The organism is Luteimonas padinae (genome assembly GCF_014652935.1).
GTDB classification, from domain to species: Bacteria; Pseudomonadota; Gammaproteobacteria; order Xanthomonadales; family Xanthomonadaceae; genus Luteimonas; species Luteimonas padinae.
Window position 1 is genome coordinate 268,550 of sequence record NZ_BMZT01000002.1, and the last position, 23,219, is coordinate 291,768.

Genomic DNA, 23,219 nt, shown 5'->3' on the forward strand with positions numbered 1-23,219 from the left:
GCGACGGCCTTCGCCCATACTGGCGCCATGCCCTCCGATGTCCTGCCGCCGCTGATCGTCGCCATCTCCTCGCGGGCCCTGTTCGACCTCGAGGACAGCCATGCGCTGTTCGAGAGCGACGGCATCGAGGCCTATGCCGAGCACCAGCGCGCGAAGGAGGACGAGATCCTCGAGCCGGGCATCGCCTTCCCGCTGGTGCGCAAGCTGCTGGCGCTCAACGAAGGCGCCTCGCCGGAGGCACCGCGGGTCGAGGTGATCCTGCTGTCGCGCAACTCCGCCGACACCGGGCTGCGCATCTTCAATTCCATCCAGCACCACGGCCTGGCGATCGCGCGCGCCACCTTCACCTCGGGTGAGCCGACCTGGCCCTACATCCGCCCGTTCGGCGCGCAGCTGTTCCTGTCGGCCAACCCGGAGTCGGTGCGAGCGGCGCTGGAGAACGGCGTCGCGGCGGCCACCATCCTGCCGGCCAAGGCGCCGGCGCACCGGCATGACCAGCTGCGCATCGCCTTCGACGGCGACGCGGTGATCTTCGGCGACGAGGGCGAGCGGGTCTCTCGCGAGGCCGGCATCGAGGCCTTCCACCGCCACGAGATCGAGCGCGCGCGCGAGCCGCTGTCCGGCGGCCCGTTCCGCGGCTTCCTCGATGCATTGCACCACCTGCAGGCGGCGTATCCGCCGGGCGAGGCCTCGCCGATCCGCACCGCGCTGGTCACCGCGCGCTCGGCGCCCGCGCACGAGCGCGTCATCCGCACCCTGCGCGAGTGGGGCGTGCGCCTGGACGAGGCGCTGTTCCTCGGCGGCCGCCCGAAGGGGCCGTTCCTCGACGTGTTCGGCGCCGACATCTTCTTCGATGATTCGCAGCACAACATCGATTCGGCGCGCGAGCACGTGGCCACCGGACACGTGCCGCACGGTGTCTCCAACGCCGGCTGAGTCGAGGCCAGCGCCGGGCCGTCGCGGAGCCCGTGCTACAATTCGCCGCTGTTGATCGCAATTTGCCGCCGATTGCTTCGCATTCGCCGAAGTTTCGCGACCCGTTTCGCGCAGGCGCCGCCGACAACGCCCCAGCCCAGCCGAACGTCCTGGGTGCAGCCCGCTGCAGCCGGGCATTCCTGCGCCTGCCGGCCGCTGTTTTTCCTTTCCTTTCCGGCAGCGCTTTCCGCGCGCCCGTCGCGCCAGGCCGCAGCCTCCGGCTGCGCCTCGAACAGGAGAAGACACATCATGAGTCAACGCATCGCCATTCTCGGAGCCGGCCCCAGCGGCCTTGCCCAGCTTCGCGCCTTCGACGCCGCCCGCCGGGCCGGCGTGGACGTTCCCGAAGTGGTCTGCTTCGAGAAGCAGTCCGACCTTGGCGGCATGTGGAACTACACCTGGCGCACCGGCCTGGACCAGCACGGCGAGCCGGTGCACGCGAGCATGTACCGCTATCTCTGGTCGAACGGCCCCAAGGAGTGCCTGGAGTTCGCCGACTACAGCTTCGAGGAGCATTTCGGGCGTCCGATCGCTTCCTACCCGCCGCGCCCGGTGCTGCGCGACTACATCATGGGCCGGATCGAACGCAGCGGCCTGCGCGACCAGATCCGCTTCAACACCGCCGTGCACTCGGTCGAGTACAGCGAGGAGACCGGCAGGTTCACCGTCACCGTGCGCGAGCTCGTCGAGGACCGCATGGTGAGCGAAGAGTTCGACTGGGTGGTCGTGGCCACCGGCCATTTCTCCACGCCCAATGCGCCGAACTTCGAGGGGCTCTCGCAGTTCCCCGGGCGCGTGCTGCATGCGCATGATTTCCGCGATGCCTGCGAGTTCGCCGGCAAGGACCTGCTGCTGATCGGCAGCAGCTATTCGGCCGAGGACATCGGCACGCAGTGCTACAAGTACGGCGCGAAGTCGGTGACGTTCAGCTACCGCAGCGCGCCCATGGGCTACGACTGGCCGGAGGCCTTCAGCGAGAAGCCGCTGCTGCTGCGCGTGGAGGGCAATACCGCGCACTTCGCCGACGGCAGCTCGCGCGACGTGGACGCGATCATCCTCTGCACCGGCTACCAGCACCACTTCCCGTTCCTGCCCGACGAGCTGACGCTGCGCACCAGCAACCGGCTGTATCCGCAGGGCCTGTACAAGGGCGTGTTCTGGATCGACAACCCGAAGCTGGTCTATCTCGGCATGCAGGACCAGTACTACACCTTCAACATGTTCGACGCCCAGGCATGGCTGGCGCGCGACGTGATCATCGGCCGCACCGCACTGCCGGCCCGCGAGGAGATGCTCGCCGACAGCGAGGCCTGGTTCGCGCGCGAGAACGCCACCACCTCGGCCGACGAGGACATCGACTTCCAGGCCGCCTACGTCCGCGACCTGGTGGACCGCAGCGACTACCCGGACTTCGCGATCGAGGAGATGGCGGCGATGTTCAAGGAGTGGATGCACGACAAGGAGCTCGGCATCCTCGACTACCGCAACAAGAGCTATCGATCGACCATCACCGGGACCCAGGCGCCGCCGCACCACACGCCGTGGATGGAGGCGATGGACGATTCGCTGGAGGCGTTCCTGCGTGTTCCGGAGGCCAAGTGCCCGGAAACGGCGGCGGTGAAGGCTCCGGCGCAGGCATCCCGGCCCGCTGAGGGCCCTGCCAGGGCCGCTGCGAAGGCCGAGCGCCGGCCGGAGGCGGTGGCAGGCTGAAGCAGGCTCAGGCTGGCGGCAGCCGGACCTCCGACAGCCGCCAGCGCGTGCCCTTGCGGGTCAGCACCAGCACAAGTTCGCCGCCGTCTCCGCTCGACACCGTCGCCGACGCGCGCGACAGGGATTCGAAGCGCAGGCGCGGCTCCGGGACGGGCCCGGGCTGCGCGGAGGTATCGCCGCGCGCGGACGGGGGCACGTTGCCGAGCCGGTTCCAGACCTTGCGGCCTTCCATCATCGCGCCCAGGCCCGCCGGGGTGACCATCGCATCCACCAGGCCGCCGGCCAGCCCGCTGGCCACGCTCAGGCCGAAGGCGGCGAACGGGCCGGCCTGCGCGTCCACGCCGGCCGCGCGCACGATCCGGTCCTGCACCTGCGGCTTCAGGCTGGCGCGCAGCGCCGGGAAGTCGACGTGCCGGGCCAGCGCGCGCGCGTCTCCGGCCTGCGCGGCCTGGCGGATGCCGGCGACGGCGCGCCACGGTCCGCTGGCGGTCCATGCCAGCAGCGCCACCAGCACGAGTGCCGCAATCCAGCCGAGTGATTTCAGCCTGCGGGAATCGGCCATGCTCAGAACTCCAGGTCCAGCGCGGCGCAGAGATAGTCCACGAAGGGCGCGAGGTCGCGCAGGTCCTTCGCCAGCACCTGGCGCAGCTTCGGGCCGGTGACGGTGTCGTCGTCCAGCGGCCGCGTGGCCACGAAGCTGCGGTGGCGCAGGTCGTCGATGAAGGCGAAGTCGGCGGGGAAGCCGCGCGGCGGGCGCACCAGCCTGTCCTCGTCGTCGAACGCGTAGCGGCGGCGGAAGGCGGGCGCGTGGGCGGCGGCCTTCCAGGCGGCGGGGTTGTCGACGATGAACTGGCGGATCCGGCGCAGCGTCGGCGATTCGGGGCGCCAGATGCCGGCGCCGACGAAGCAGCCGCCGGGCTCGATGTGCAGGTAGTACAGCGGCGTGGCCAGCTCCTGGCGGCGGGCGTGGAACAGGCGTGCGCCCTGCCAGGTCTTGTAGGGGCGCTTGTCGTTGGCGAAGCGGGTGTCGCGCTGGATGCGGTACAGCGAGCCGCCCACGGTGCGCGGGTCGGCGCGGAAGTGCAGGCTCACTTCGGCCAGGTCGGGCTGCAGGTCGGTGATGAGCCGCTGCAGCGGCTCGCGCACGTGCGCCTCGTAGTCCTGCTTGTGGGCATGGAACCAGGCGCGCTCGTTGTGGCGGGCGAGCGCGCGCAGGAAGCGGAAGGTCCGGTCGCTGAAGTAGGTGGTCATGGCGTGGGGGCGGCGTGGTCGTGGACGCCGGCGCCGCCGGTGGGCGCGTCTTCGGCCGGGGGCAGGCCGGTCGCCAGCTCGCGGCCCCAGCCTTCCAGGCGGTCGAGCAGAGCGAGGCGGGCGGCGTCGCTGCCTGCCTCCGCGCGCAGCCGGGCGATGTCGGCGAAATAGGTTTCGAAGCTGCATTCGGACAGGCCGCTGTCGGCGTGCAGGCGCCGGCGCCGGTAGTCGTCCCAGCGCGCGCGCTCGATGGCGTCGAGGGTGTCGGGCCAGTTGCGGGCGCGGTAGCGGAACAGCAGTTCGGCCAGGCGCGGGTCCTGGAACCCGTAGTCGGTGGTTCCCAGCTGCGCCGGAGGCGTGGCGCGCACGCGGGCCATGCGCGCCTTGTCGCCGTCGCCGACGAAGCCGTCGTAGAGCGCCGCGTCGACGTCCGGCCGCTCGCGCGGGTCGCGCTCGCGGGCGAACACGCGGCGCACCTTCTCCGCGATCGCGGGGCCGTGCGCGCGGATGCGGGCGGCGCGGGCCTCGGCGACCTCGCGATCGATCCCCAGGCGCTCGAAGTCCGCCGGGCGCAGGTGGTTCCACTGCACCAGCGCGGGGCAGCGGTTGGTGTGCACTTCCTTCAGCGGCACGCGCGACACGCCCTCGGGCAGGTCGGCCGAGCGCACGTACAGGCGCGCGGCGATCTCGTCGGCCGACAGCGCCAGCAGCCCGTCCGGGTCGCTGTCGAGGTCGTAGACGATGACGCGGTTGCCGATCTGCGGATGCACCGCCACCGGCACCACGGCCGCCGCGCACAGGCGGGATGCCGGGTAGCGCTGCGAGACGTGCAGCACCGGCGTCATCGCGAACGGATCGAGCATGCCGGCGACGTGGCGCTTGTCGCGCAGCGCCAGCGCGTACTGCCACAGCCGCGGCTGCGCGGTCCGGAACAGCCGGGCCAGCCCGATCAGCGCACGCACGTCCGACAGCGCCTCGTGGGCGTCGCCGATGCGCACGCCGTTGGCCTCGGCCAGGTGTTCGAGCCGGAACGAAGTGGCTCCGTCGTCGCGAGTGGGCCACTCGATGCCCTCGGGCCGCAGCGCGTGCGCCAGGCGCATCACGTCGAGCAGGTCCCAGCGGCAGTTGCCGTTGCGCCACTCGCGCTCGTAGGGATCGTGGAAGTTGCGGAACAGCCCGTGGCGCACGAACTCGTCGTCGAAGCGCAGCGAGTTGTAGCCCAGCGTGCAGGTGCCTGGCCGGGACATCTCGTCGGCGATGCGCGCGAAGGCCTCGGCCTCGGACAGGCCGGCAAGCGCGTCCTGCGGGGCGAGCCCGGTGACCATCGAGGCGCCGGGCGAGGGCAGCAGGTCGTCGGAGGGACGCACGAGGAACTCGATCGGGTCACCCAGCTCGGTCAGGTCGGCATCGGTGCGGATCGCCGCGAACTGCGCGATCCGCGTGCGTCGTGGATCGGTGCCCCAGGTCTCGAGGTCGTAGAACAGGAAGCTGTCGCTCACGCCGCCACCGTGCCTGCGGCCACAGGTGCGCGGGCGCTCACGGGCTGTCCTCCAGCGGCGGCAGGGCGGCCTCGATCACGGGATCGAGCGCGCCGATGTCAACTTCGTCCAGCGAGGTCAGGCCGCGGGTGGCGTCCTCGAGGATCACCCGCTGCAGCTCGCTGCGCTCCAGCGCCAGCGAGTAGGGGATGCGCATGAAGGTGACCATGGCGTAGTGCGGGATGAAGCGGGTGGGGTGGCGCGCCTGCAGCGCCAGCTCCAGCTCGCGCTGCAGCAGGAAGCCGGGATCGTCGACCAGGTCGCGCATCTCGATGTAGTTGTCGAGCGCCATCTTCTGGATGGCGGCGGCGTCGGGCATGCGCTGGGCTTCGAAGGCCACGTAGGCTGCGGCGAGGTCCCGGGTCGCATCCAGGTGCCGCGCCAGCGCGACGCAGTCCTCGAAGGCGCAGTTCATGCCCTGGCCATGGAAGGGCACCATCGCGTGCGCGGCGTCGCCGATCAGCACCGCGTCGCCGCCGAGGTGCCAGCGGTCGAGGTAGAGCGTGCCCAGCGTGCCGACCGGGTTGGCGTCGAAGTCGTGCTCGAGCTCGGGGATCAGCGGCAGGGCGTCGGGAAAGTCGCGTTCGAACAGCGCGCGCGCGGCGGCAGAGTCTGGCACGGTCTCGAAGCTCGGGTCGCCGTTGCCTTCGTCCTGCATCGCCATGAACAGCGTCACCGTGAACGTGCGCTCGTCGTTGGGCAGCGCGATGCACATGTAGCGCCCGCGCGGCCAGATGTGCAGCGCGTTGGGCTCGATGCGGAAGTCGCCGTCAGGCGCGGGCGGGATTTCCAGCTCCTTGTAGCCGTGGCCGAGCCACTCGGTGCGTTCGCCGAGGTCGCGCTGCGCGCGCATCTGCCCGCGCAGGGTGGAGCCGGCGCCGTCGCAGCCGATCAGCGTGGTGAAGCCGACGCGGTGCAGTTCGCCGCCGCCGCGGTAGAACGCGCGCTTGGCGGCGAAGTCCACCGCCTCCAGCCGCCGGTCGAAGTGCAGCTGCGCACCGGCGGCTTCGGCCGCGTTGATCAGGGTGATGTTGAGCTCGCCGCGGCTGACCGACCAGATCACCTCGCTGTCGTCGCGGCCGTAGCGCTGCAGCTGCGGCGTGCCGGCAGGCGGATGCACCATGCGCCCGCGCATCATCACCGCCTGGGCGAGCACGTCGCGGTCGGCGTCGGCGGCGCGCAGGGCGTGCAGGCCGCGCTCGGCCAGCGCGAGGTTGATCGAACGGCCGCCGGCGAAGCCGTGCACGCGCGGGTCGCCGCGGCTTTCGTAGACCTCGACCTTCCAGCCGCGCCGGGCCAGCAGCGTGGCCATCAGTGCGCCGGCCAGGCCGGCACCGATGATGGTGGCTTCGCGCGGCGCGGTGCTCATGCGCGGCCCTCGCGCCAGGCTTCGGTGGCGCGCACGAAGCGCAGCACGTCGGCGTGGCTGTTGTACATCGGCGCCGGCGAGATGCGGATCACGTCGGGTTCGCGCCAGTCGCCCAGCACGCCCTGCGCCGACAGCGATTCGAACAGCGAACGCCCGGCGTCGCGCCCGCGCAGACCGCGGCCCTCGAGCACGCGCAGCGAAAGCTGGGCGCCGCGCTGCCCCGGATCGCCCGGGGTGACGATGGCCAGCGTCCCGGACAGGCGCTGCGCGATCAGTGTTTCCAGGTAGCCAGTCAGCGACAGCGACTTCGCGCGCAGCGCGTCCATGCCGACGCGGTCGAAGAGTTCCAGCGCCGCGCGAAGCGGCGCCAGCCCGAGGATCGGCGGATTGCTGAGCTGCCAGCCTTCCGCGCCGGGCGTGGGTTCGAACGTCGGTGCCATCCGGAAGCGCGTGGCCTCCTCGTGCCCCCACCAGCCGGCGAAGCGCGGGCGGTCGGTGTGCGCGTGCCGCGCATGCACGAAGCAGCCGGCCACCGCTCCCGGGCCGGCGTTCATGTATTTGTAGTGGCACCACACCGCGAAGTCGGGGCCGTCGTCATGCAGTCGCAGCGCCAGGTTGCCCGCGGCGTGCGCGTGGTCGAAGCCGACCACCGCGCCGGCGGCGTGCCCCAGCCACGTGATCTCCGCGACGTCGAAGGCCTGCCCGGTGCGGTACTGCACGCCGGGCCACAGCACCAGCGCCAGGCGTGGCCCGTGGATTTCGATCGCGCGTGCGATGGCCTCCATCGAGAAGCGGCCCTCGGGCTGGTCGGGCTCGAGCTCGATCAGGTCGGTGGCCGGGTCGAAGCCGTGGAAACGGACCTGCGATTCCAGCGCATAGCGGTCGGAGGGGAACGCCCCGGCCTCCATCAGGATCGCCGGCCGCTCGCGCGTGGGCCGGTAGAAGCTGACCAGCATGAAGTGCAGGTTGGCGGTGAGCGAGTTCATCGCCACCACCTCGCCGGGCTCCGCGCCGACCACCCGCGCCAGCGGCTCGCGCAGCAGGGCGTGGTAGGGCATCCACTGCGTGGTGCCGGTGAAGTGCGCCTCGACGGCTTCCGCGGCCCACTTGTCGAGCACGTCCTCGACATGCGCCCGCGCCGATTTCGGCTGCAGCCCCAGCGAATTGCCGACGAAATACGCCTGCTCGCCATCGCCGTGCCGCGGCACGTGGTACTCGCCGCGCAGGCTGCGCAGGGGATCGGCCCCGTCGAGGGCTGCGGCGTACTGGTCGGTGTATGGCTCGGTCATTGGAAAGCCTCTTTTGCCACGGATGGACGCGGATGGCACGGATTCACACGGATAAAGCAGAAGAAAAAGAAAGGGATCAGTTCACCACGGCCTGCTCTCCATGCTGTTGCTCTATCCGTGTAAATCCGTGCAAATCCGCGTCCATCCGTGGCAAAAAACAGATGTCACGCAAAGCGCGAAACCGCCAGCCCCAGCCATTCCAGTGCGGTGCCGTGATAGAGACGGGCCTGGGCGGTGGTGTCGAGGCCAAGGGCGTCGATGCCGGCGCCGGGCTGCTGTTCGCCCAGCGGGAAGGGATAGTCGGTGCCGAGCATCACGCGGTCGATGCCGCAGGTGTCGATGAGGTAGCGCAGCGCGCGGTCGTCGGCCACCCAGGAATCGAAGTACAGGCGCGACAGGTATTCGCGCGGGTTGCGCGGGTTGTCGGTGGCCACCAGGTCCGGGCGCATGTTGAAGCCGTGCTCGATGCGGCCGATGGTGTAGGGGAAGCTGCCGCCGCCGTGGGCCATGCAGATCTTCAGCTTCGGCAGCCGCTCGAGCACGCCGCCGAACACCAGCGAACAGGCCGCGCGCGACTGCTCGGCCGGCATGCCCACCAGCCACGGCAGCCAGTACTTGGGCATGGTCGGCGTGCCCATCATGTCCCAGGGATGCACCAGGATCGCCGCGCCCAGGTCGGCGGCGGCTTCGAAGAACGGGAACAGCTCGGGCGCGTCGAGGTTCCAGTGCACGTCCGGCGAAACCTGCACGTGCGAGCCGATCTGCACGCCCTGCAGGCCGAGCTGGTCCATGCAGCGCTCCAGCTCCTGCACCGCCAGCCGCGCCGACTGCAGCGGCACCGTGCCGATGCCGGCGTAATGGCGCGGATGCGCGCGGCAGGTTTCGGCCATGTGGTCGTTGAGCGCCTGGTGCAGCTCCAGCGCCTGGTTGGGCTTCGCCCAGTAGCTGAACATCACCGGCACCGTGCTGATCACCTGCACCTGCACGCCGAAGCGGGCGTAGTCGTCGATGCGCTCGCGTGCGTCCCAGGTCTTCGACCAGATCTCGCGGAAGAAGCGCCCGTCCTTGTAGATGCGGTGGCGCCCGTCCTCGGTGTGGTGGATCACCGGGAAACGTTCGTCGCCGTACTTGCGCGCGAGATCCGGCCAGTCGCGGGGCAGGTAGTGGGCGTGGATGTCGATTTTCAGCATGGCGGAATCCTAAGCCGGCCGCGGGTGCATGTCATTGAGCGCGCTGGTCAGTCGCGTGCGGCGGACACCTTCCGGCAGGCGAAGATGACGTCCTGTACCAGCCGTGCCTCGACGTCGACATGGCCCTCGTACTCGGCCAGATTGCGCAGATCATGCGCCTTGGCGAGCACGCGCCCACACCTCGGGGCCAAGCCCGAGCGTGTGCGGCAACACCTGGAACACGATGTAGCGGTGTCGCGCCCGGTAACCGTGGCGCCGCAGCGCCGCCAGGCACAGTGCGTGCGCGGCGTTGTAGGCAAGGTCGAAGCGGCTTTCGAGCGAAAGCGCGTCGTTGCCGGCATCGGCCAGACGTGCACGGCCCGAGCGCAGCAGGCCCGCGACTTCGGCATCGTCGGCCGGTTCCGGCGACAGCGGCTTTCCGGGGCCGGCGAGGTTCTCAAGCGGCGAACTCATGCTCGCCTCCGATCAGCCAGATGCGCGGCTGCTGCAGCACGCGGGTGACGAAGCTGTTGCCGGAGTCGACGCGCTGGCGCAGTTCGGCCTGGGTGTAGAGGGTGGGATTGACCTCCCGCCCGAGCCGCTCGATCACCGGATGCAGCGCGCCCATGACCTCGGGATAGGCGAGGTCGTCGGACACCAGCATCAGGTCGATGTCGCTGCTCGCTACGTCGGTGCCCTTGGCCACGGAGCCGTAGACGAAAGCGGCCCGGATGCGATCGGCCAGCGGCGTCAGCGCTTCGCGCAGGGGATCGGCAAGGCCAAAGGTCTTGCGGACGATGGCGACGAGCTCGTCGTGGATGGGAGCATCGGGATTCGCGCTGTAGCGCTTCTGCTTGCCGACCTGCTCGACCCGCAGCAGTCCGCTGCCCGCCAGGCGGGCCAGCTCACGCTGCACGGCACCGCTGCCGGCGCCGGTGTTCTGGATCAGCTCGCTGACGCTGTAGCTGCGTCCGGATTGGCCGAAGAGACAGCCCAGCACGCGGCGCTGCGTGGCGGTGAAGAGCGCATCGCTCAGGTTGGCCTTGGCGTAGCGGGCTGCAGCCTCGCTGATCTTCTGTGCCGATGGTTTGTTGCCCATATTGGGCAAATTAATGCCCAGATCGGGCATGGTCAAGCGCTGCTGGTAGCGGGGGCGGGATTTGAACCTGCAATGGTCAAGTGATGTCCGCCTGCGAATCCGCCTGCATCTCATAGCGCGTCGGTCGCGGGTTGAGATGGCCGCAGGCCTTGCAGGTGCGCAGCTCGTCGTTGCGATAGAACCTCTCGAACACGCGGAAGAAGTCCTGCTCGATGTCCTCGAGGTGGAAGAACTCCTCATAGACCTTCTCGTTGCAGTTCACGCAGTACCACATCAGGCCGTCGTCCTCGTGCGCCAGGCGGCGGCGCTCGATCACCAGCCCGATCGAACCCTCGGCGCGCTGCGGCGAATGCGGCACGCGCGGCGGCAGCAGGAAGGTCTCGCCGGCACGGATCGGCACGTCGCGCACCTTCCCGTCCTCCTGGATGCGCAGCACCATCTCGCCTTCGAGTTGGTAGAACCACTCCGGGCCTTCCTCGAAGTGGTAGTCGGTGCGCGCGTTCGGGCCGCCGACCACCATCACGATGAAATCGCCGTCGTAGATGCACTTGTTGCCCACGGGGGGCTTGAGCAGGTGGTGGTTGTCCTCGATCCACTTCTGGAAGTCCAGCGGCGGCGGAATCATGGCGTGTCTCCCTGGATGGCGGCGACGCACTTGAGTTCGATCGCGATCGGCGTCGGCAGCGCGGTGATGCCCAGCGTGGTGCGGCAGGGCGCGGTGGCGGGATCGGGGAAGTGCTCGGCCCAGACCGCGTTGTAGGCCTTGAAGTCACGCGCCATGTCGGTGAGGTAGACGGTCACGTCTACCAGGTCCTCCCAGCGCGCGCCGCTGGCTTCGAGCACGGCGCGGACGTTGGCGAACACGGCGCGGGTTTGCGCCGCGATGTCGTAGGCGCGCACGCGCCCGTCGGCGTAGTAGTCGTTGCCGGGGATCGCGTCGCTGGCCGGGTCGCGCGGGCCGATGCCCGAGAGGAACAGCAGGTCGCCGACGCGCCGCGCGTGCGGATAGGCGCCGACCGGCTTGGGCGCGGTGCTGGCCTGGACCACGGTGCCGGCCATCTCAGCGGTCCTCGCGGTCTTCGCTGATGCGCTGCAGCGCCGGCCAGTACTGCTCGGGCAGGGCTGTCGGCGAATCGATAGACAGGCCGAGATCATGCACGCGGCCGTCGCGCAGCGAGTACACCCAGGCATGCACCGCCAGCTTCTGCCCGCGCGCCCAGGCTTCGCGCACCACCGTGGTCTCGCAGACGTTGATCATCTGCTCCAGGGCGTTGAGCTCGCACAGGCGGTCGTGGCGGATCTCGTCGCTGTCGATGGCCTCGATGATGGCGCGGTGCTTGTGTTTGACGTCCTTGACGTGGCGGATCCAGTTGTCGGCCAGGCCCACGCGCTGGCCGGTGAGCGCCGCGCCCACGCCGCCGCAGCCGTAGTGGCCGACCACCAGGATGTGCTCGACCTCGAGCACGTCGATCGCGTACTGGATCACCGACAGGCAGTTGAGGTCGGTGTGCACCACGACGTTGGCGATGTTGCGATGGACGAAGACCTCGCCCGGGTTCATGTCGATGATCTGGTTGGCCGGCACGCGCGAGTCGGAGCAGCCGATCCACAGGTACTTGGGGTGCTGCAGCCCGGACAGGCGGCTGAAGAAGCCCGGGTCCTCCGCGCGGGCGCGCTCGGCCCAGATGCGGTTGCGTTCGAGCAGGTCGTGCATTCGGTACATGGGGAATCCGTGTGGTGCGAAAGGGATGCGGGCTCAGGTCGCGATGCAGACGTTGCGCGGTTCGGTGAAGAAGCGCATCGCCTCCAGCCCGCCTTCGCGGCCGAGGCCGGACTGGCCCATGCCGCCGAAGGGCGTGCGCAGGTCGCGCATCAGCCAGGTGTTGATCCAGACGATGCCGCAGCGCAGCTGCGCGCCGAAGCGGTGCGCCCGCGCCAGGTCGCGCGTCCACACCGAAGCGGCCAGGCCGTAGTCGCCGGCGTTGGCCAGGGCCAGCGCATGGTCGTCGTCGTCGAACGGCTGCAGGGTGGCGACCGGGCCGAAGATCTCGTCGCGGTTGCTGGCGCAGTCGGGACCCAGGCCCTCGATCACCGTCGGCGCCACGAACCAGCCGGGACGGTCCAGCGCAACGCCGCCGCACAGCACCCGGCCGCCCTCGTCGCGCGCGCGCGCGATCGCGGCTACGACCTTGTCGAAGTGCGCCTGCGAGACCAGCGGGCCGAGGTTGGCATCGCGGTCCATGGGATCCCCGGGGCGCAGCGCGAGCGCGGCCTGGACGAAGGCGTCGCGGAATTCGGCATACACCCGCCGCTCGACCAGGATGCGCGAGCCGCACAGGCAGATCTGCCCGCTGTTCTGGAACGCGGAGCGGACGATGGTGTCGAGCCGGTCGCGCCAGTCGCTGTCGGCGAACACCAGCGTCGGGTTCTTGCCGCCCAGTTCCAGCGAGACCTTCTTCAGCTGCGTGCCGGCAATGCCCGCGATGTGCCGGCCCACGGCGGTGCTGCCGGTGAACGACACCGCCCTGATCGCGTCGTGGCGCACGATCGCCTCGCCGACCTCGGGCCCGCCGCCGTGCACCACGTTGAGCACGCCGGCCGGCAGCCCGGCCTCCAGCGCCAGTTCGCCGAGCATCGTCGCGGTCGCGGGCGTCACCTCCGACGGCTTGGCGACGACGGTGTTGCCGGCCGCCAGCGCCGGCGCGATCTTCCAGGTGAACAGATACAGCGGCAGGTTCCAGGGCGAGATCGTGCCGACCACGCCCAGCGGCTGGCGCAGGGTGTAGTTCAGGCCGGCCTCCCCGTGGTGCGACTCGCTTGCGAACTGGGTCGCGGCATGGGCGAAGAAGCGCAGGTTCGACACCGCGCGCGGGATCTCCGCGTCGCGCGCCAGCGCATGGGGCTTGCCGCCGTCGCGGGCCTCGGCATGCGCGAAGTCGTCCAGCCGCGCCTCGAGGGCGTCGGCCAGGCGCTCTAGGTGGCGCGCGCGCTCGCTGTTGCGCAGTCCCGACCAGGCGGGGAACGCCTCGCCGGCCGCGGTGGCCGCGGCGTCGACGTCGGAGGCATCGCCATCCGCCACTTCGGCATACACCTTGCCGGAGGCTGGCTCGAACACGTCGCGCCAGCGCGCGCTGGCGGCCTCGCGCGTGCCGCTGCCGATGACGTGTGTGTAGCGTCGCATCCCGCAAGCTTACCCGCGCGGGCCCGGGCCGTCAGGACTGGCAGGCGGGGCAGAGGTAGAGCCGCCGCGATCCCGAGTTGATCCGCTCGATGCGCGTGCCACAGGCCGGGCAGGGCTGGCCTTCGCGGCCGAACACCTGGAAGCGGAAGGCGTCGGAGGTGTCGGTGAGGTAGTCCTCGCGCATGCGGTCGGCCGGCGCGATGCCGCGGGTGCGGTAGCTGTGCCGCGGGATGTCGAGCAGGGCCTGCGCCAGTCGCGCGGTGGCCGCCGCATCGAGCGTCTTCGGCCGTCGCTCCGGCCGCAGCCCCGCGGCGAACAGCACTTCGGCGCGCAGGTAGTTGCCCATGCCGGCGAGGAAGCCCTGGTCGAGCAGCAGGCTTGCCAGCGCGCGGCCGCGGAAGGCCGGCGACTGCAGGCGCGTGGCCACGGCCGCGGCATCGAGCGCGGGATCGAGCACGTCCGGGCCCAGGCCCTGGAGGAAGGGATGGGACTCGACCTCGTCGCTGCGCCACATCGACACGTCCGAGGCCGAGTACAGCCGGATCGCACCGCGGGCGGTCTCGAAGGCCACGCGCAGCGAGCGTGTGGTCGCCTGCGGCTGCTCGCCGGGCGCGACGATCCGCCAGACGCCGTAAAGCTGGTTGTGGCTGTACATCGTCCAGCCATGGTCGAAGCGGATGAGCAGCGCCTTGCCGCGCGGGGTGATCGATTCGATGCGCCGTCCGACGAGGTCGGCCTCGAAGCGCTTCAGCTCCGGGAAGGCGAACATCGCCCGCGTGATCGGCTCGCCGGCCACCGCCTCGGCCAGGCGATCGGCGGCGCGGCGGATTTCCGGGCCTTCGGGCACGGCCTCAGATCGAGGCCATGCGCCCGCCGTCGACAGCCAGGCTGACGCCGTTGACGTAGCCGGCCGCCGGCGAGCACAGGAAGGCGATCACGCCGCCGGTCTCCTCCGGGCGCGCGAAGCGTCCGGCCGGCACCGTGGCGCACATCGCCGCGCGCACGTCGTCCGGGGACTGCCCGGTCTTCGCCACGCGGTCGGCCACGATCTGCTCGATGCGCCCGGTCTCGGTGAAGCCCGGCAGCACGTTGTTCACGGTGATGCCGTCGCCGCCCAGCTCGCGCGCCAGGGTCTTCGCCCAGCTGGCGACGGCGCCGCGCACCGTGTTGGAAACGCCGAGGCCGGGGATGGGCTCGCGCACCGAGGTCGAAACCACGTTGACGATGCGGCCCCACCGCGCGTCGCGCATCCCCGGCAGCACCGCCTGCAGCAGCACCTGGCTGGCGAGCAGATGGCGGCGGAAGGCGGCCTCGAAGGCGTCCAGTGCCGCTTCGTGCGCGCTGCCGCCCGGCGGGCCGCCGGTGTTGTTGACAAGGATCTGCACCGGCCGCCGCGCCACCACGGCGTCCACGGCCGCGCGCAGGCCGTCGGTATCGGCGCTGTCGGCGACCGCGAAGGCGTGTCCGCGCCCGGGCCCGCCGGCAAGCCCGGCCACCACCTCGCGCAGCACCGCTTCGCGGCGCGAGAGCACGGTCACGGTGGCGCCCAGCGCCGCCAGCTCTTCAGCCGCGGCGCGGCCGATGCCTTCGGACGCGCCGCAGACCAGCGCGTGGCGTCCTTCCAGGTTCAGGTCCATGTGGATGTCCTCCTCGGGTTCGCCCGGAGCAGCTCAGCTGCCGCGGCCACCGAGCTTCTGCACCATGCCGGCCTGGAGCGCGGCGTCGTCGTCGCCCTGCGGCGGCACCAGTTCGGCCAGCAGGAAGCCGCGCTCGGCGGCGTCGCTGTCATCGAGGCCGTCGAAGGCCACGAACTCTGCGTCGAGCAGCATCGAGCGCGCGGTGTCCTCGCTGTCGTAGACCAGGGTGTTGGCGTCGCTGTCGAGCACCTCGGCGGTGCCGGCCTCGCGCACCCGCAGCCGCGCCCAGACCACGGTGCGGCCGAGCGTGGCCAGCCACCATTCGTCGTGCGGGCGGGCTTCGTCGAAGCCGCTCATGACAGCGCCACCGACCACAGCGACAGGATCCCGGCCCCGGCCAGGCCGAAGATCACCGTCGACAGCGCCACCCGCGCCGGCGTGGCCAGTCCGGTGAAGTCCGGGTCGCGGGTCTCGCGGTAGCCGCCGCCCAGCAGCCACAGCATCGCCGCGGGCTTCAGGAAGGCGCCTTCGCCCAGGCGTTCGCGCACCTCCGGATGGCGGTCGCGCAGGTGCACCAGCGACAGCGGCCAGAAGATGATGTACGCACAGGCGCCGGCAATGGCCACGCCGACGAAGCACAGGGCGAAGAACAGCAGCACGGCCTCAGTACTCCGCCGTGCCCGGCGCGCGCGGGTAGGGGATGGCATCGCGGATGTTGGACAGCCCGCAGACGTAGACCACCAGGCGCTCGAAGCCCAGCCCGAAGCCGGCGTGCGGCACGGTGCCGTAGCGGCGGAAGTCGCGGTACCAGCCGTAGTGCTCGCGGTCGAGGCCGAACTGGTCCATGCGCGCATCGAGCACGTCCAGCCGCTCCTCGCGCTGCGAGCCGCCGATGATCTCGCCGATGCCCGGCGCCAGCACGTCCATCGCGGCCACGGTCTTCCCGTCGTCGTTGAGGCGCATGTAGAAGGCCTTGATGTGCTCGGGGTAGTTGGTCACCACCACCGGGCGGCCGACGTGCTGCTCGGTCAGCCAGCGCTCGTGCTCGGTCTGCAGGTCCAGGCCCCATTCGACCGGGAAGTCGAATTTGTGCCCGGACTTCTGCAGCAGGCCGATGGCGTCGCCGTACTCGATGCGTTCGAACGGCGCGTTGACGAACGCCTCCAGCCGCGTGACCGCGTCCTTCTGCACCCGCTCGGCGATGAAGGCCATGTCGTCGGCGCGCTCGTCGAGCACCGCCTTGAACAGGTACTTGAGGAATTCCTCGGAGATCCGGGCGGTTTCGGCCAGGTCGGCGAAGGCGATCTCCGGCTCGATCATCCAGAACTCGGCCAGGTGGCGCGTGGTGTGGCTGTTCTCGGCGCGGAAGGTCGGGCCGAAGGTGTAGACCTTGCTCATCGCCAGCGCGAAGGCCTCGACGTTGAGCTGGCCCGACACCGTGAGGAAGGTCTCCTTGCCGAAGAAGTCGCGGTCGAAGTCCACGCCGCCGTCCTTGTGGCGGGGCAGGTTGGCCAGGTCCAGCGTCGACACCCGGAACATCTGCCCGGCGCCCTCGGCGTCCGAGGTGGTGATGATCGGGGTGTTGATCCAGAAGTAGCCGTTCTCGTGGAAGTACCGGTGCGCCGCCTGCGCCAGGCAGTGGCGGATGCGGGTCACCGCGCCGAACAGGTTGGTGCGCGGGCGCAGGTGGGCGACCTCGCGCAGGAACTCCAGCGAGTGCGCCTTGGGCTGGATCGGATAGGTTTCCGGATCCTCGACCCAGCCCACGACCTCGATCGACGACGCCTGGATCTCGAAGCTCTGGCCCTGGCCCTGCGAGGCCACGAGCGTGCCGGTGGCAATCACCGAACAGCCGGCGGTCAGGCGCTTCACCTCGGCCTCGTAGTTGTCGAGGCTCGACGGCGCGACCACCTGGATCGGCGCGAAGCAGGAGCCGTCGCTGACGTTGACGAAGCTCAGCCCGGCCTTGGAATCGCGGCGGGTGCGCACCCAGCCGCGGACCGTGACTTCGCCGCCGGCGGCGACCTTGCCCGCGAGCGCGTGTTCGACGCTGACCACCGTCATGCCCTGGATCCTTGGAAAAGTAGGGGAAAGCGGAAAGTCTACCGGACGCACCGTCCCACGGTTCAGGGCCGCGCGCCGGCGCGGACGGGTAGAATGGCGCCATGGCCATCACCCTCGCTCCCGCCGCCCTCGAACGCGTGAAGGGCTATCTCGCCTCCGATCCCTCGGCCGTGGGCCTGCGCTTCGGCGTGCGTCGCACCGGCTGCTCGGGCTGGGGCTACTCGGTCGACCTCGCCCGCGGCGAAGAGCCCGGCGACACCGTCTTCGAACAGGACGGCGTGCGCATCTTCATCGACGCCGACAGCCTGCCCCTGGTCGACGGCACGGAGATGGACTTCCTGAAGCAGGGCCTGAGCGAGCAGTTCACCTTCAGGAACCCGAAGGCAGCCGCCGAGTGCGGCTGCGGCGAGAGCTTCACGACCGACGCCGACAAGGTGGCTTGAGGTCCGTATCGCCCGGCTTTCCGGGCTGGCCTGATTCCTTGGTGATGGTTCGCGCCGCAGGAGGCGGCTGGCGGGGGGAGTGCTCCGCCCCGCCGTCAGCCATCCATGGCTGAAAGCGGGGGCGTGGGCCATCCATGGCCCACTCTCCGCACTCCCCCCGCCACCCACCTCCTGCACCACCTTCTTGGCACGGCCAGGCGAAAAGCGGCGGACTCCGCGCTCCGCGACGGACGGTGCGGTGGCCTGAGACCTGACCCAAAGCCCAAGGCCTACGTCCATGCGTGCGGCTATCGCACAACAGCCAGGGGACTGCGCGGAAGGTTCTACGGACGCCGTCACTCCCGACGCCGGGAAAGCCCACGCCCGCGCGAACGCCCGGCGCGCTGCGCCGGGCCGGACCGGGCCGGGCCGGGCCGGGCCGGGCCGCATAGCGGACCGGGCTGCTTCGCCGGTCCATACCCACCGCGTAGTGGCACGCGTCCCCCACGAAGCCGGAGGACAGGAAGGACAGCCCCTGAAAACAACAATTTGCGCGGAAACCCGGTCGGCTGCCATAATGTGCGGCTCCCAGTCCACCGGGAGACCCTTGCCCCACGGCGTCCGCCCGGACCGTCCGGGGGCTATCCGGGCCCGCGGCACGTCGCCGCGGCCGATATCCACAAGGAAACAACATGCGTCACTACGAGATCGTGTTCCTGGTCCACCCGGACCAGAGCGAACAGGTGCCGGCCATGGTCGAGCGCTACAAGACCCTGATCGAAGGTGCCGAAGGCAAGATCCACCGCCTCGAAGACTGGGGCCGCCGCCAGCTGGCCTACCCCATCGACAACCTCGTCAAGGCCCACTACGTCCTGATGAACATCGAAGCCGGCCAGTCCGTGCTCGACGAACTGATCGAAGGCTTCCGCTTCAACGACGCCATCCTGCGCCACCTCGTGATCCGCCGCGACGAGGCCGATACCGAGCAGTCGCTGATCATGAAGAACAAGGACGAGAAGCCGGAGAAGTCCGACCGTCCGGAGCGCGGCGAGCGCCGCCGCCGTGACGACGAGGAAGGCGAGGGCGACAAGCCCGCCGCCGACGCCGACAACTCCGAAGCCGCCTGAGGATCACCGACATGTCCAAGTTCTTCCGCCGCCGCAAGTTCTGCAAGTTCACCGCCGAGGGCGTCAAGGAGATCGATTACAAGGATCTCAACACCCTGCGCCAGAACCTGACCGAGAACGGCAAGATCGTCCCCAGCCGCATCACCGGCACCAAGTCGAAGTACCAGCGCCAGCTCGCCACCGCCGTCAAGCGCGCGCGCTACCTGGCCCTGATCCCGTACACCGACAACCACAACGTCTGATCCCGCGCCGCCCGCCACGGGCGGCCCGGCCACCGTCCATTCGGACAGCAACGGTTGCGGCGCGCGTGGGCGTGCCGCTAACGAATACGGAGTACATCCCATGGATCTGATCCTTCTCGAGAAGGTCGTCAACCTCGGCAACCTTGGCGACAAGGTCACCGTGAAGCCCGGCTACGGCCGCAACTTCCTGGTGCCGCAGGGCAAGGCCGTCCCGGCCACCGCCGCCAACCTGGCCAGCTTCGAGGCGCGCCGCGCCGAGTACGAGGCCAAGGCGCAGTCGAGCCTGGACGAGGCCAACAGGCGCGTCGCCGCGCTCGAGGGCGCCAGCGTCACCGTCTACGCCAACGCTTCGACCGAAGGCAAGCTGTACGGCTCGGTCGGCCCGCGCGACATCGCCGATGCCCTGACCAAGGCCGGCACCCCGGTCGAGAAGTCCGAGGTGGTGATGGGCGAGGGCGCCTTCCGCACCGTCGGCGAGTTCGAGGTCGTGGTGCACCTGCACGCCGACGTCGAGACCACCGTCAAGGTCGTGGTCGAACCCGAAGCCGCCTGAGCCTCCAGGCTCGGGATCCGGAACGGGCGCCGCAGGGCGCCCGTTTCCGTTTCAGCGCGGCGCGGTCGCGGTTCCTGCGATACCCACCGGTTATCCACAGGGTTGTCTGCAACGCATCCCGGCCGGGGGCCAGTACGATGTCAGTCCGACACAGCACCAGGGGCCGCGACGACGGTCCCGCCAGGGGAGTCCCGATACCGATGAGCGCAAGACCCGGCTTCAAGCGCGATGGCCGCGACCTGCACGGGCGCGGCGATGCCCGGGTCGAGCAGCTGCGCCTGCCGCCGCAGTCGGTCGAGGCCGAACAGGCGGTGCTGGGCGGGCTGATGCTGTCGCCCGAGTCCTACGACCGCGTCGGCGACCAGCTCGACGAGACCGACTTCTACCGCCGCGACCACCAGCTGATCTTCCGCGCCATCAAGGAGCTGGCCGAGCGCAACCGGCCCTTCGACGCGGTGACCCTGGGCGAGTGGTTCGAATCCCAGGGCGAGGCCGAGCTCGTCGCCGGCGGCGCCTACCTGGTCGAGCTCGCCACCACCACGCCTTCGGCCGCCAACATCGTCGCCTACGCCGAGATCGTGCGCGACAAGGCGGTGCTGCGGCAGCTGATCGAGGTCGGCACGGGAATCGTCAACGACGGCTTCCAGCCCGAGGGCCGTGACAGCGCGGAGATCCTGGCCAAGGCCGAGCAGGAGGTCTTCGCGATCGCCGAAGCCGGCAGCCGTGGGCGCCAGGACTTCACCGCGGTCAACCAGGCCATGGCCGAGGCCTTCGACGTGCTGCAGACCCGCTACAACAGCGGTGGCGGCATCACCGGCCTGCCGACCGGCTACGTCGAGTTCGACGAGATGACCGCGGGCCTGCAGCCGACCGACCTGATCATCCTGGCCGCACGCCCGGCCATGGGCAAGACCACCCTCGCGCTCAACATCGCCGAATACGCCGCGATGAAGACGAAGAAGCCGGTGGCCGTGTTCTCGATGGAAATGTCGGCCAGCCAGCTCGCGCTGCGCCTGATCTCGTCGGTCGGCCGCGTCAATGCCGCGCGCCTGCGCACAGGCCAGCTCGAGGACGAGGACTGGAGCCGCATCTCCAGCGCCATCCGGCTGCTGAAGGAAACCAGGATCTTCATCGACGACACGCCCGCGCTGTCGCCCGACGCGCTGCGCGCCAAGGCGCGCCGCCTCAAGCGCGAGCACGGCCTCGGGATGATCATGATCGACTACCTGCAGCTGATGCAGGTGCCGGGCAACAGCGAGAACCGCGCCACCGAGATCTCGGAGATCAGCCGCTCGCTCAAGGCGCTGGCGAAGGAGCTCAACGTGCCGGTGATCGCGCTGTCGCAGCTCAACCGCTCGCTGGAAACCCGCACCGACAAGCGCCCGGTGATGGCCGACCTGCGCGAGTCGGGCGCCATCGAGCAGGACGCCGACGTGATCGTCTTCATCTACCGCGACGACTACTACAACAAGGAAAACTCGCCGGACAAGGGCCTGGCCGAGGTGATCATCGGCAAGCAGCGTAACGGGCCCACGGGTTCGGTGAAGCTGAGGTTCTTCGGCGAGTTCACCCGCTTCGACAACCTGGCCCACGACTCCGTCGGCAGCTTCGAGTAGCGTCATGGGCCTGCCGGTTTCCGAACGCCCGACCCGGGCCCTGGTCGACCTCGACCGCATCGCCGGCAACCTGCGTGCGATCCGCGAGCACGTGAAGGTGCCGGTGATGGCCATCGTCAAGGCCAATGCCTACGGCCACGGCCTGGTGCCGGTGGCGCGGCACCTGCAGTCGGTGGGCGTGGAGCACCTGGGCGTGGCCTTCCCGGAGGAGGGCATCGCGCTGCGCCGGGCCGGCATCACGGTGCCGATCCTGGTGCTGGGCGGCGTGTTCGCGCCGCAGGTGGCGCAGTACATCGCGCACGATCTGCAGATCACGGTGTCGTCGCTGGAGAAGCTGCGCCAGGTCGAGGCCACCGCCGAGGCCATGGGCCGCCGCGCCACGGTGCACCTGAAGGTCGACACGGGCATGCAGCGCATCGGCGTGCACGCCTGGAGCGCCGGTCCCTTCATCGAGGCCGCGGTGGCGTCGCGCTGGATCGACCTGGCCGGCATCTTTTCCCACCTGGCCTGCGCCGACGAACCAGACTCGCCGATGACCGCGCTGCAGCTCGAGCGCTTCGACGAGGCCTGCGCGCACTTCACCCGCATCGGCGCGCCGATGCCGCCGCGGCACATCGCCAATTCCGGCGGCGTGCTGCACTTCCCCCAGACGCGGCTGGACATGGTGCGGCCCGGGATCATGCTCTACGGCGTGCTGCCCGGCGCGGCCTGCCGCCCGACGGTGGCGCTGGAACCGGCTATGAGCCTGGTGTCCAGGGTGGTCTACTTCAAGGTGGTGGAGGCCGGATACCCGGTCAGCTACGGCGCGACCTGGGCGCCCCTGCGCGATACGCGCGTTGTGACCATTCCCATCGGCTACGGCGACGGGTATCCGCGCGCGCTGTCCTCGCGCGGATCGGTGCTGATCCACGGGCGCCGCTTCCCGATCGTCGGGCGCGTGTGCATGGACCAGTTCATGGTCGACATCGGCGAGCAGAGCGCCTGGAACGAGGACGAGGTGGTGCTGATCGGGCGCCAGGACGGCGCTGAACTGCGTGCGGAGCAGGTGGCCGAAGCCGCCGGCATGATCCCGTACGAGGTGCTCGTCGGGCTCAACGACCGGATCCCGCGGGTGTATCGCGGCGGTGGCTTTCCGTCGGCTGAATAGGCTTCGCGCCCATCACCGCGCGCGGACGCGAGCGCGGGTAGCGTAGCCCCGTTCATCCAACAGGGCGCCCGCCGCCCGCCACAGGAGCCTCCACCATGCGCACTTCGCCCCGAATCCTGCTCGCTTCCCTGGCCGCCGGCGCGGTCATGCTGACCAGCTGCGCCAGCTACACCGGCCAGACCAGCGATCCCAACGACCCCAACCGCACCCGCACGGGCGCCCTGGTCGGCGCCGGCATCGGCGCGGTGGCCGGCCTGTTGAGCGGTTCGGACGCCACCGAGCGCCGCCAGCGCGCCCTGGTCGGCGCCGGCGTGGGTGGCCTGGCCGGCGGCGCAGTCGGCGCCTACCAGGACCGTCAGGAAGCCGAGCTGCGCCGCCAGACCGCCGGCACCGGCATCGTCGTCGACCGCGAGGGCGACGTGATCAAGCTCAACCTGCCGGACGGCGTGACCTTCGACTTCAACAAGACCGAGCTGAAGCCGCAGTTCTACCCGGCCCTGAACAACGTCGCCGCGACGCTGGCCGACTACAACCAGACCATCGTCGAGGTGGCCGGCCACACCGACAACGTCGGCGGCGACGCGGTCAACCAGCGCATCTCCGAGCAGCGCGCGTCCTCGGTGGCCAACTACCTGATCGGCCAGGGCCTGATGCGCGAGCGCTTCGAGGTCGTGGGCTTCGGCAAGTCGATGCCGATCGCCGACAACGCGACCGAGCAGGGCCGCGCCCTCAATCGCCGCGTCGAGATCCGCGTGGTGCCGCTGCAGGGCTGATGCCGCGTCTGCAACCTTCGTGAAGCAGGGGCCGCCGAGTGCGGCCCCTGTCGTTGT

At 70.2% G+C, this 23,219-nt stretch carries 26 protein-coding genes and 1 pseudogene; 9 read left to right on the forward strand and 18 right to left on the reverse strand.

The window, feature by feature from the left end; all coding sequences use genetic code 11:
• Positions 1–27: 27 nt before the first annotated feature.
• Both IE168_RS03020 and IE168_RS03025 read left to right on the forward strand, forming a co-directional pair.
• Positions 28–936, forward strand: a complete 909-nt coding sequence (locus tag IE168_RS03020; protein ID WP_189495088.1) for a 5'-nucleotidase — start codon at positions 28–30, stop codon at positions 934–936.
• Positions 937–1,224: 288 nt separating this feature from the next.
• Positions 1,225–2,685 (forward strand): flavin-containing monooxygenase, encoded by a 1,461-nt coding sequence (locus IE168_RS03025; protein ID WP_189495090.1) that lies wholly within the window; start codon positions 1,225–1,227, stop codon positions 2,683–2,685.
• Positions 2,686–2,692: 7 nt separating this feature from the next.
• Here the strand turns inward: IE168_RS03025 and IE168_RS03030 are convergent, their stop codons facing one another.
• The 18 genes and pseudogenes from IE168_RS03030 to asnS all read right to left on the reverse strand — a co-directional run bounded on the left by IE168_RS03030 (position 2,693) and on the right by asnS (position 17,282).
• Complete coding sequence (locus IE168_RS03030; protein WP_189495092.1) at positions 2,693–3,247, reverse strand: DUF2939 domain-containing protein; 555 nt, start codon at positions 3,245–3,247, stop codon at positions 2,693–2,695.
• Positions 3,248–3,249: 2 nt separating this feature from the next.
• A complete protein-coding gene (locus IE168_RS03035; RefSeq protein WP_189495094.1) occupies positions 3,250–3,936 on the reverse strand; it encodes a DUF2461 domain-containing protein in 687 nt (228 codons plus the stop codon).
• Positions 3,937–3,998: 62 nt separating this feature from the next.
• A pseudogene (gene sbcB / locus IE168_RS03040) lies at positions 3,999–5,435 on the reverse strand (exodeoxyribonuclease I); the annotation flags it as partial.
• A 37-nt stretch (positions 5,436–5,472) separates the two neighbouring features.
• On the reverse strand, positions 5,473–6,843 hold the full coding sequence (locus tag IE168_RS03045; protein WP_189495098.1) for an FAD-dependent oxidoreductase: 1,371 nt from the start codon (positions 6,841–6,843) through the stop codon (positions 5,473–5,475).
• Positions 6,840–8,132 (reverse strand): kynureninase, encoded by a 1,293-nt coding sequence (gene kynU, locus IE168_RS03050; RefSeq protein ID WP_189495100.1) that lies wholly within the window; start codon positions 8,130–8,132, stop codon positions 6,840–6,842. Before kynU ends, IE168_RS03045 begins: the two co-directional genes overlap by 4 nt.
• A 164-nt stretch (positions 8,133–8,296) precedes the next feature.
• The gene (locus tag IE168_RS03055) at positions 8,297–9,322 is read right to left on the reverse strand and encodes an amidohydrolase family protein (protein ID WP_189495102.1); all 1,026 of its coding nucleotides are present in this window, start codon (positions 9,320–9,322) and stop codon (positions 8,297–8,299) included.
• Positions 9,323–9,369: 47 nt separating this feature from the next.
• A complete protein-coding gene (locus tag IE168_RS14680) occupies positions 9,370–9,492 on the reverse strand; it encodes a hypothetical protein (RefSeq protein ID WP_268245186.1) in 123 nt (40 codons plus the stop codon).
• On the reverse strand, positions 9,473–9,775 hold the full coding sequence (locus IE168_RS03060) for a hypothetical protein (RefSeq protein WP_229823041.1): 303 nt from the start codon (positions 9,773–9,775) through the stop codon (positions 9,473–9,475). The genes IE168_RS14680 and IE168_RS03060 overlap by 20 nt, the downstream gene beginning before the upstream one ends.
• Complete coding sequence (locus IE168_RS03065) at positions 9,759–10,430, reverse strand: nucleotidyltransferase domain-containing protein (RefSeq protein WP_229823042.1); 672 nt, start codon at positions 10,428–10,430, stop codon at positions 9,759–9,761. The genes IE168_RS03060 and IE168_RS03065 overlap by 17 nt, the downstream gene beginning before the upstream one ends.
• A 46-nt stretch (positions 10,431–10,476) precedes the next feature.
• Positions 10,477–11,025, reverse strand: coding sequence for a 3-hydroxyanthranilate 3,4-dioxygenase (locus tag IE168_RS03070; protein WP_189495104.1), 549 nt, complete (start codon positions 11,023–11,025; stop codon positions 10,477–10,479).
• Positions 11,022–11,459: a RidA family protein gene (locus IE168_RS03075; protein ID WP_189495106.1), complete on the reverse strand. Its 438-nt coding sequence runs from the start codon at positions 11,457–11,459 to the stop codon at positions 11,022–11,024. Before IE168_RS03075 ends, IE168_RS03070 begins: the two co-directional genes overlap by 4 nt.
• Before the next feature lies 1 nt (position 11,460).
• Positions 11,461–12,123, reverse strand: a complete 663-nt coding sequence (can, locus tag IE168_RS03080) for a carbonate dehydratase (RefSeq protein ID WP_189495108.1) — start codon at positions 12,121–12,123, stop codon at positions 11,461–11,463.
• A gap of 33 nt (positions 12,124–12,156) precedes the next feature.
• Positions 12,157–13,581, reverse strand: coding sequence for an aldehyde dehydrogenase (locus tag IE168_RS03085; protein WP_189495110.1), 1,425 nt, complete (start codon positions 13,579–13,581; stop codon positions 12,157–12,159).
• 31 nt (positions 13,582–13,612) lie between these two features.
• Positions 13,613–14,428, reverse strand: a complete 816-nt coding sequence (gene nei, locus IE168_RS03090; RefSeq protein ID WP_189495112.1) for an endonuclease VIII — start codon at positions 14,426–14,428, stop codon at positions 13,613–13,615.
• A 4-nt stretch (positions 14,429–14,432) separates the two neighbouring features.
• Positions 14,433–15,218 carry an SDR family oxidoreductase gene (locus IE168_RS03095; RefSeq protein ID WP_189495114.1) on the reverse strand — a complete coding sequence of 262 codons (786 nt, stop codon included), beginning with the start codon at positions 15,216–15,218 and terminating at the stop codon, positions 14,433–14,435.
• A 33-nt stretch (positions 15,219–15,251) separates the two neighbouring features.
• Complete coding sequence (locus IE168_RS03100; RefSeq protein WP_189495116.1) at positions 15,252–15,575, reverse strand: hypothetical protein; 324 nt, start codon at positions 15,573–15,575, stop codon at positions 15,252–15,254.
• Positions 15,572–15,877: a hypothetical protein gene (locus IE168_RS03105; RefSeq protein WP_189495118.1), complete on the reverse strand. Its 306-nt coding sequence runs from the start codon at positions 15,875–15,877 to the stop codon at positions 15,572–15,574. The genes IE168_RS03100 and IE168_RS03105 overlap by 4 nt, the downstream gene beginning before the upstream one ends.
• 4 nt (positions 15,878–15,881) lie before the next feature.
• The gene (asnS, locus tag IE168_RS03110) at positions 15,882–17,282 is read right to left on the reverse strand and encodes an asparagine--tRNA ligase (protein WP_189495120.1); all 1,401 of its coding nucleotides are present in this window, start codon (positions 17,280–17,282) and stop codon (positions 15,882–15,884) included.
• Positions 17,283–17,383: 101 nt separating this feature from the next.
• Between asnS and IE168_RS03115 the strand changes: the two genes are divergently transcribed.
• From IE168_RS03115 to IE168_RS03145, 7 genes are all read left to right on the forward strand, one after another.
• Entirely contained in the window at positions 17,384–17,725 is a 342-nt protein-coding gene (locus IE168_RS03115; protein WP_189495122.1) for a HesB/IscA family protein, read from the forward strand.
• 671 nt (positions 17,726–18,396) lie between these two features.
• Positions 18,397–18,831 (forward strand): 30S ribosomal protein S6, encoded by a 435-nt coding sequence (rpsF, locus tag IE168_RS03120; RefSeq protein ID WP_189495124.1) that lies wholly within the window; start codon positions 18,397–18,399, stop codon positions 18,829–18,831.
• An 11-nt stretch (positions 18,832–18,842) separates the two neighbouring features.
• Positions 18,843–19,073 carry a 30S ribosomal protein S18 gene (gene rpsR / locus IE168_RS03125; protein ID WP_144893764.1) on the forward strand — a complete coding sequence of 77 codons (231 nt, stop codon included), beginning with the start codon at positions 18,843–18,845 and terminating at the stop codon, positions 19,071–19,073.
• Between the two features lie 100 nt (positions 19,074–19,173).
• Positions 19,174–19,626, forward strand: coding sequence for a 50S ribosomal protein L9 (gene rplI / locus IE168_RS03130; RefSeq protein ID WP_189495126.1), 453 nt, complete (start codon positions 19,174–19,176; stop codon positions 19,624–19,626).
• A 200-nt stretch (positions 19,627–19,826) separates the two neighbouring features.
• Entirely contained in the window at positions 19,827–21,242 is a 1,416-nt protein-coding gene (locus IE168_RS03135) for a replicative DNA helicase (protein ID WP_189495128.1), read from the forward strand.
• A gap of 4 nt (positions 21,243–21,246) precedes the next feature.
• The gene (alr, locus tag IE168_RS03140) at positions 21,247–22,389 is read left to right on the forward strand and encodes an alanine racemase (protein WP_189495130.1); all 1,143 of its coding nucleotides are present in this window, start codon (positions 21,247–21,249) and stop codon (positions 22,387–22,389) included.
• A gap of 95 nt (positions 22,390–22,484) precedes the next feature.
• Positions 22,485–23,162 carry a YiaD family glycine zipper/OmpA-like lipoprotein gene (locus tag IE168_RS03145; protein WP_189495132.1) on the forward strand — a complete coding sequence of 226 codons (678 nt, stop codon included), beginning with the start codon at positions 22,485–22,487 and terminating at the stop codon, positions 23,160–23,162.
• Positions 23,163–23,219 lie beyond the last annotated feature (57 nt).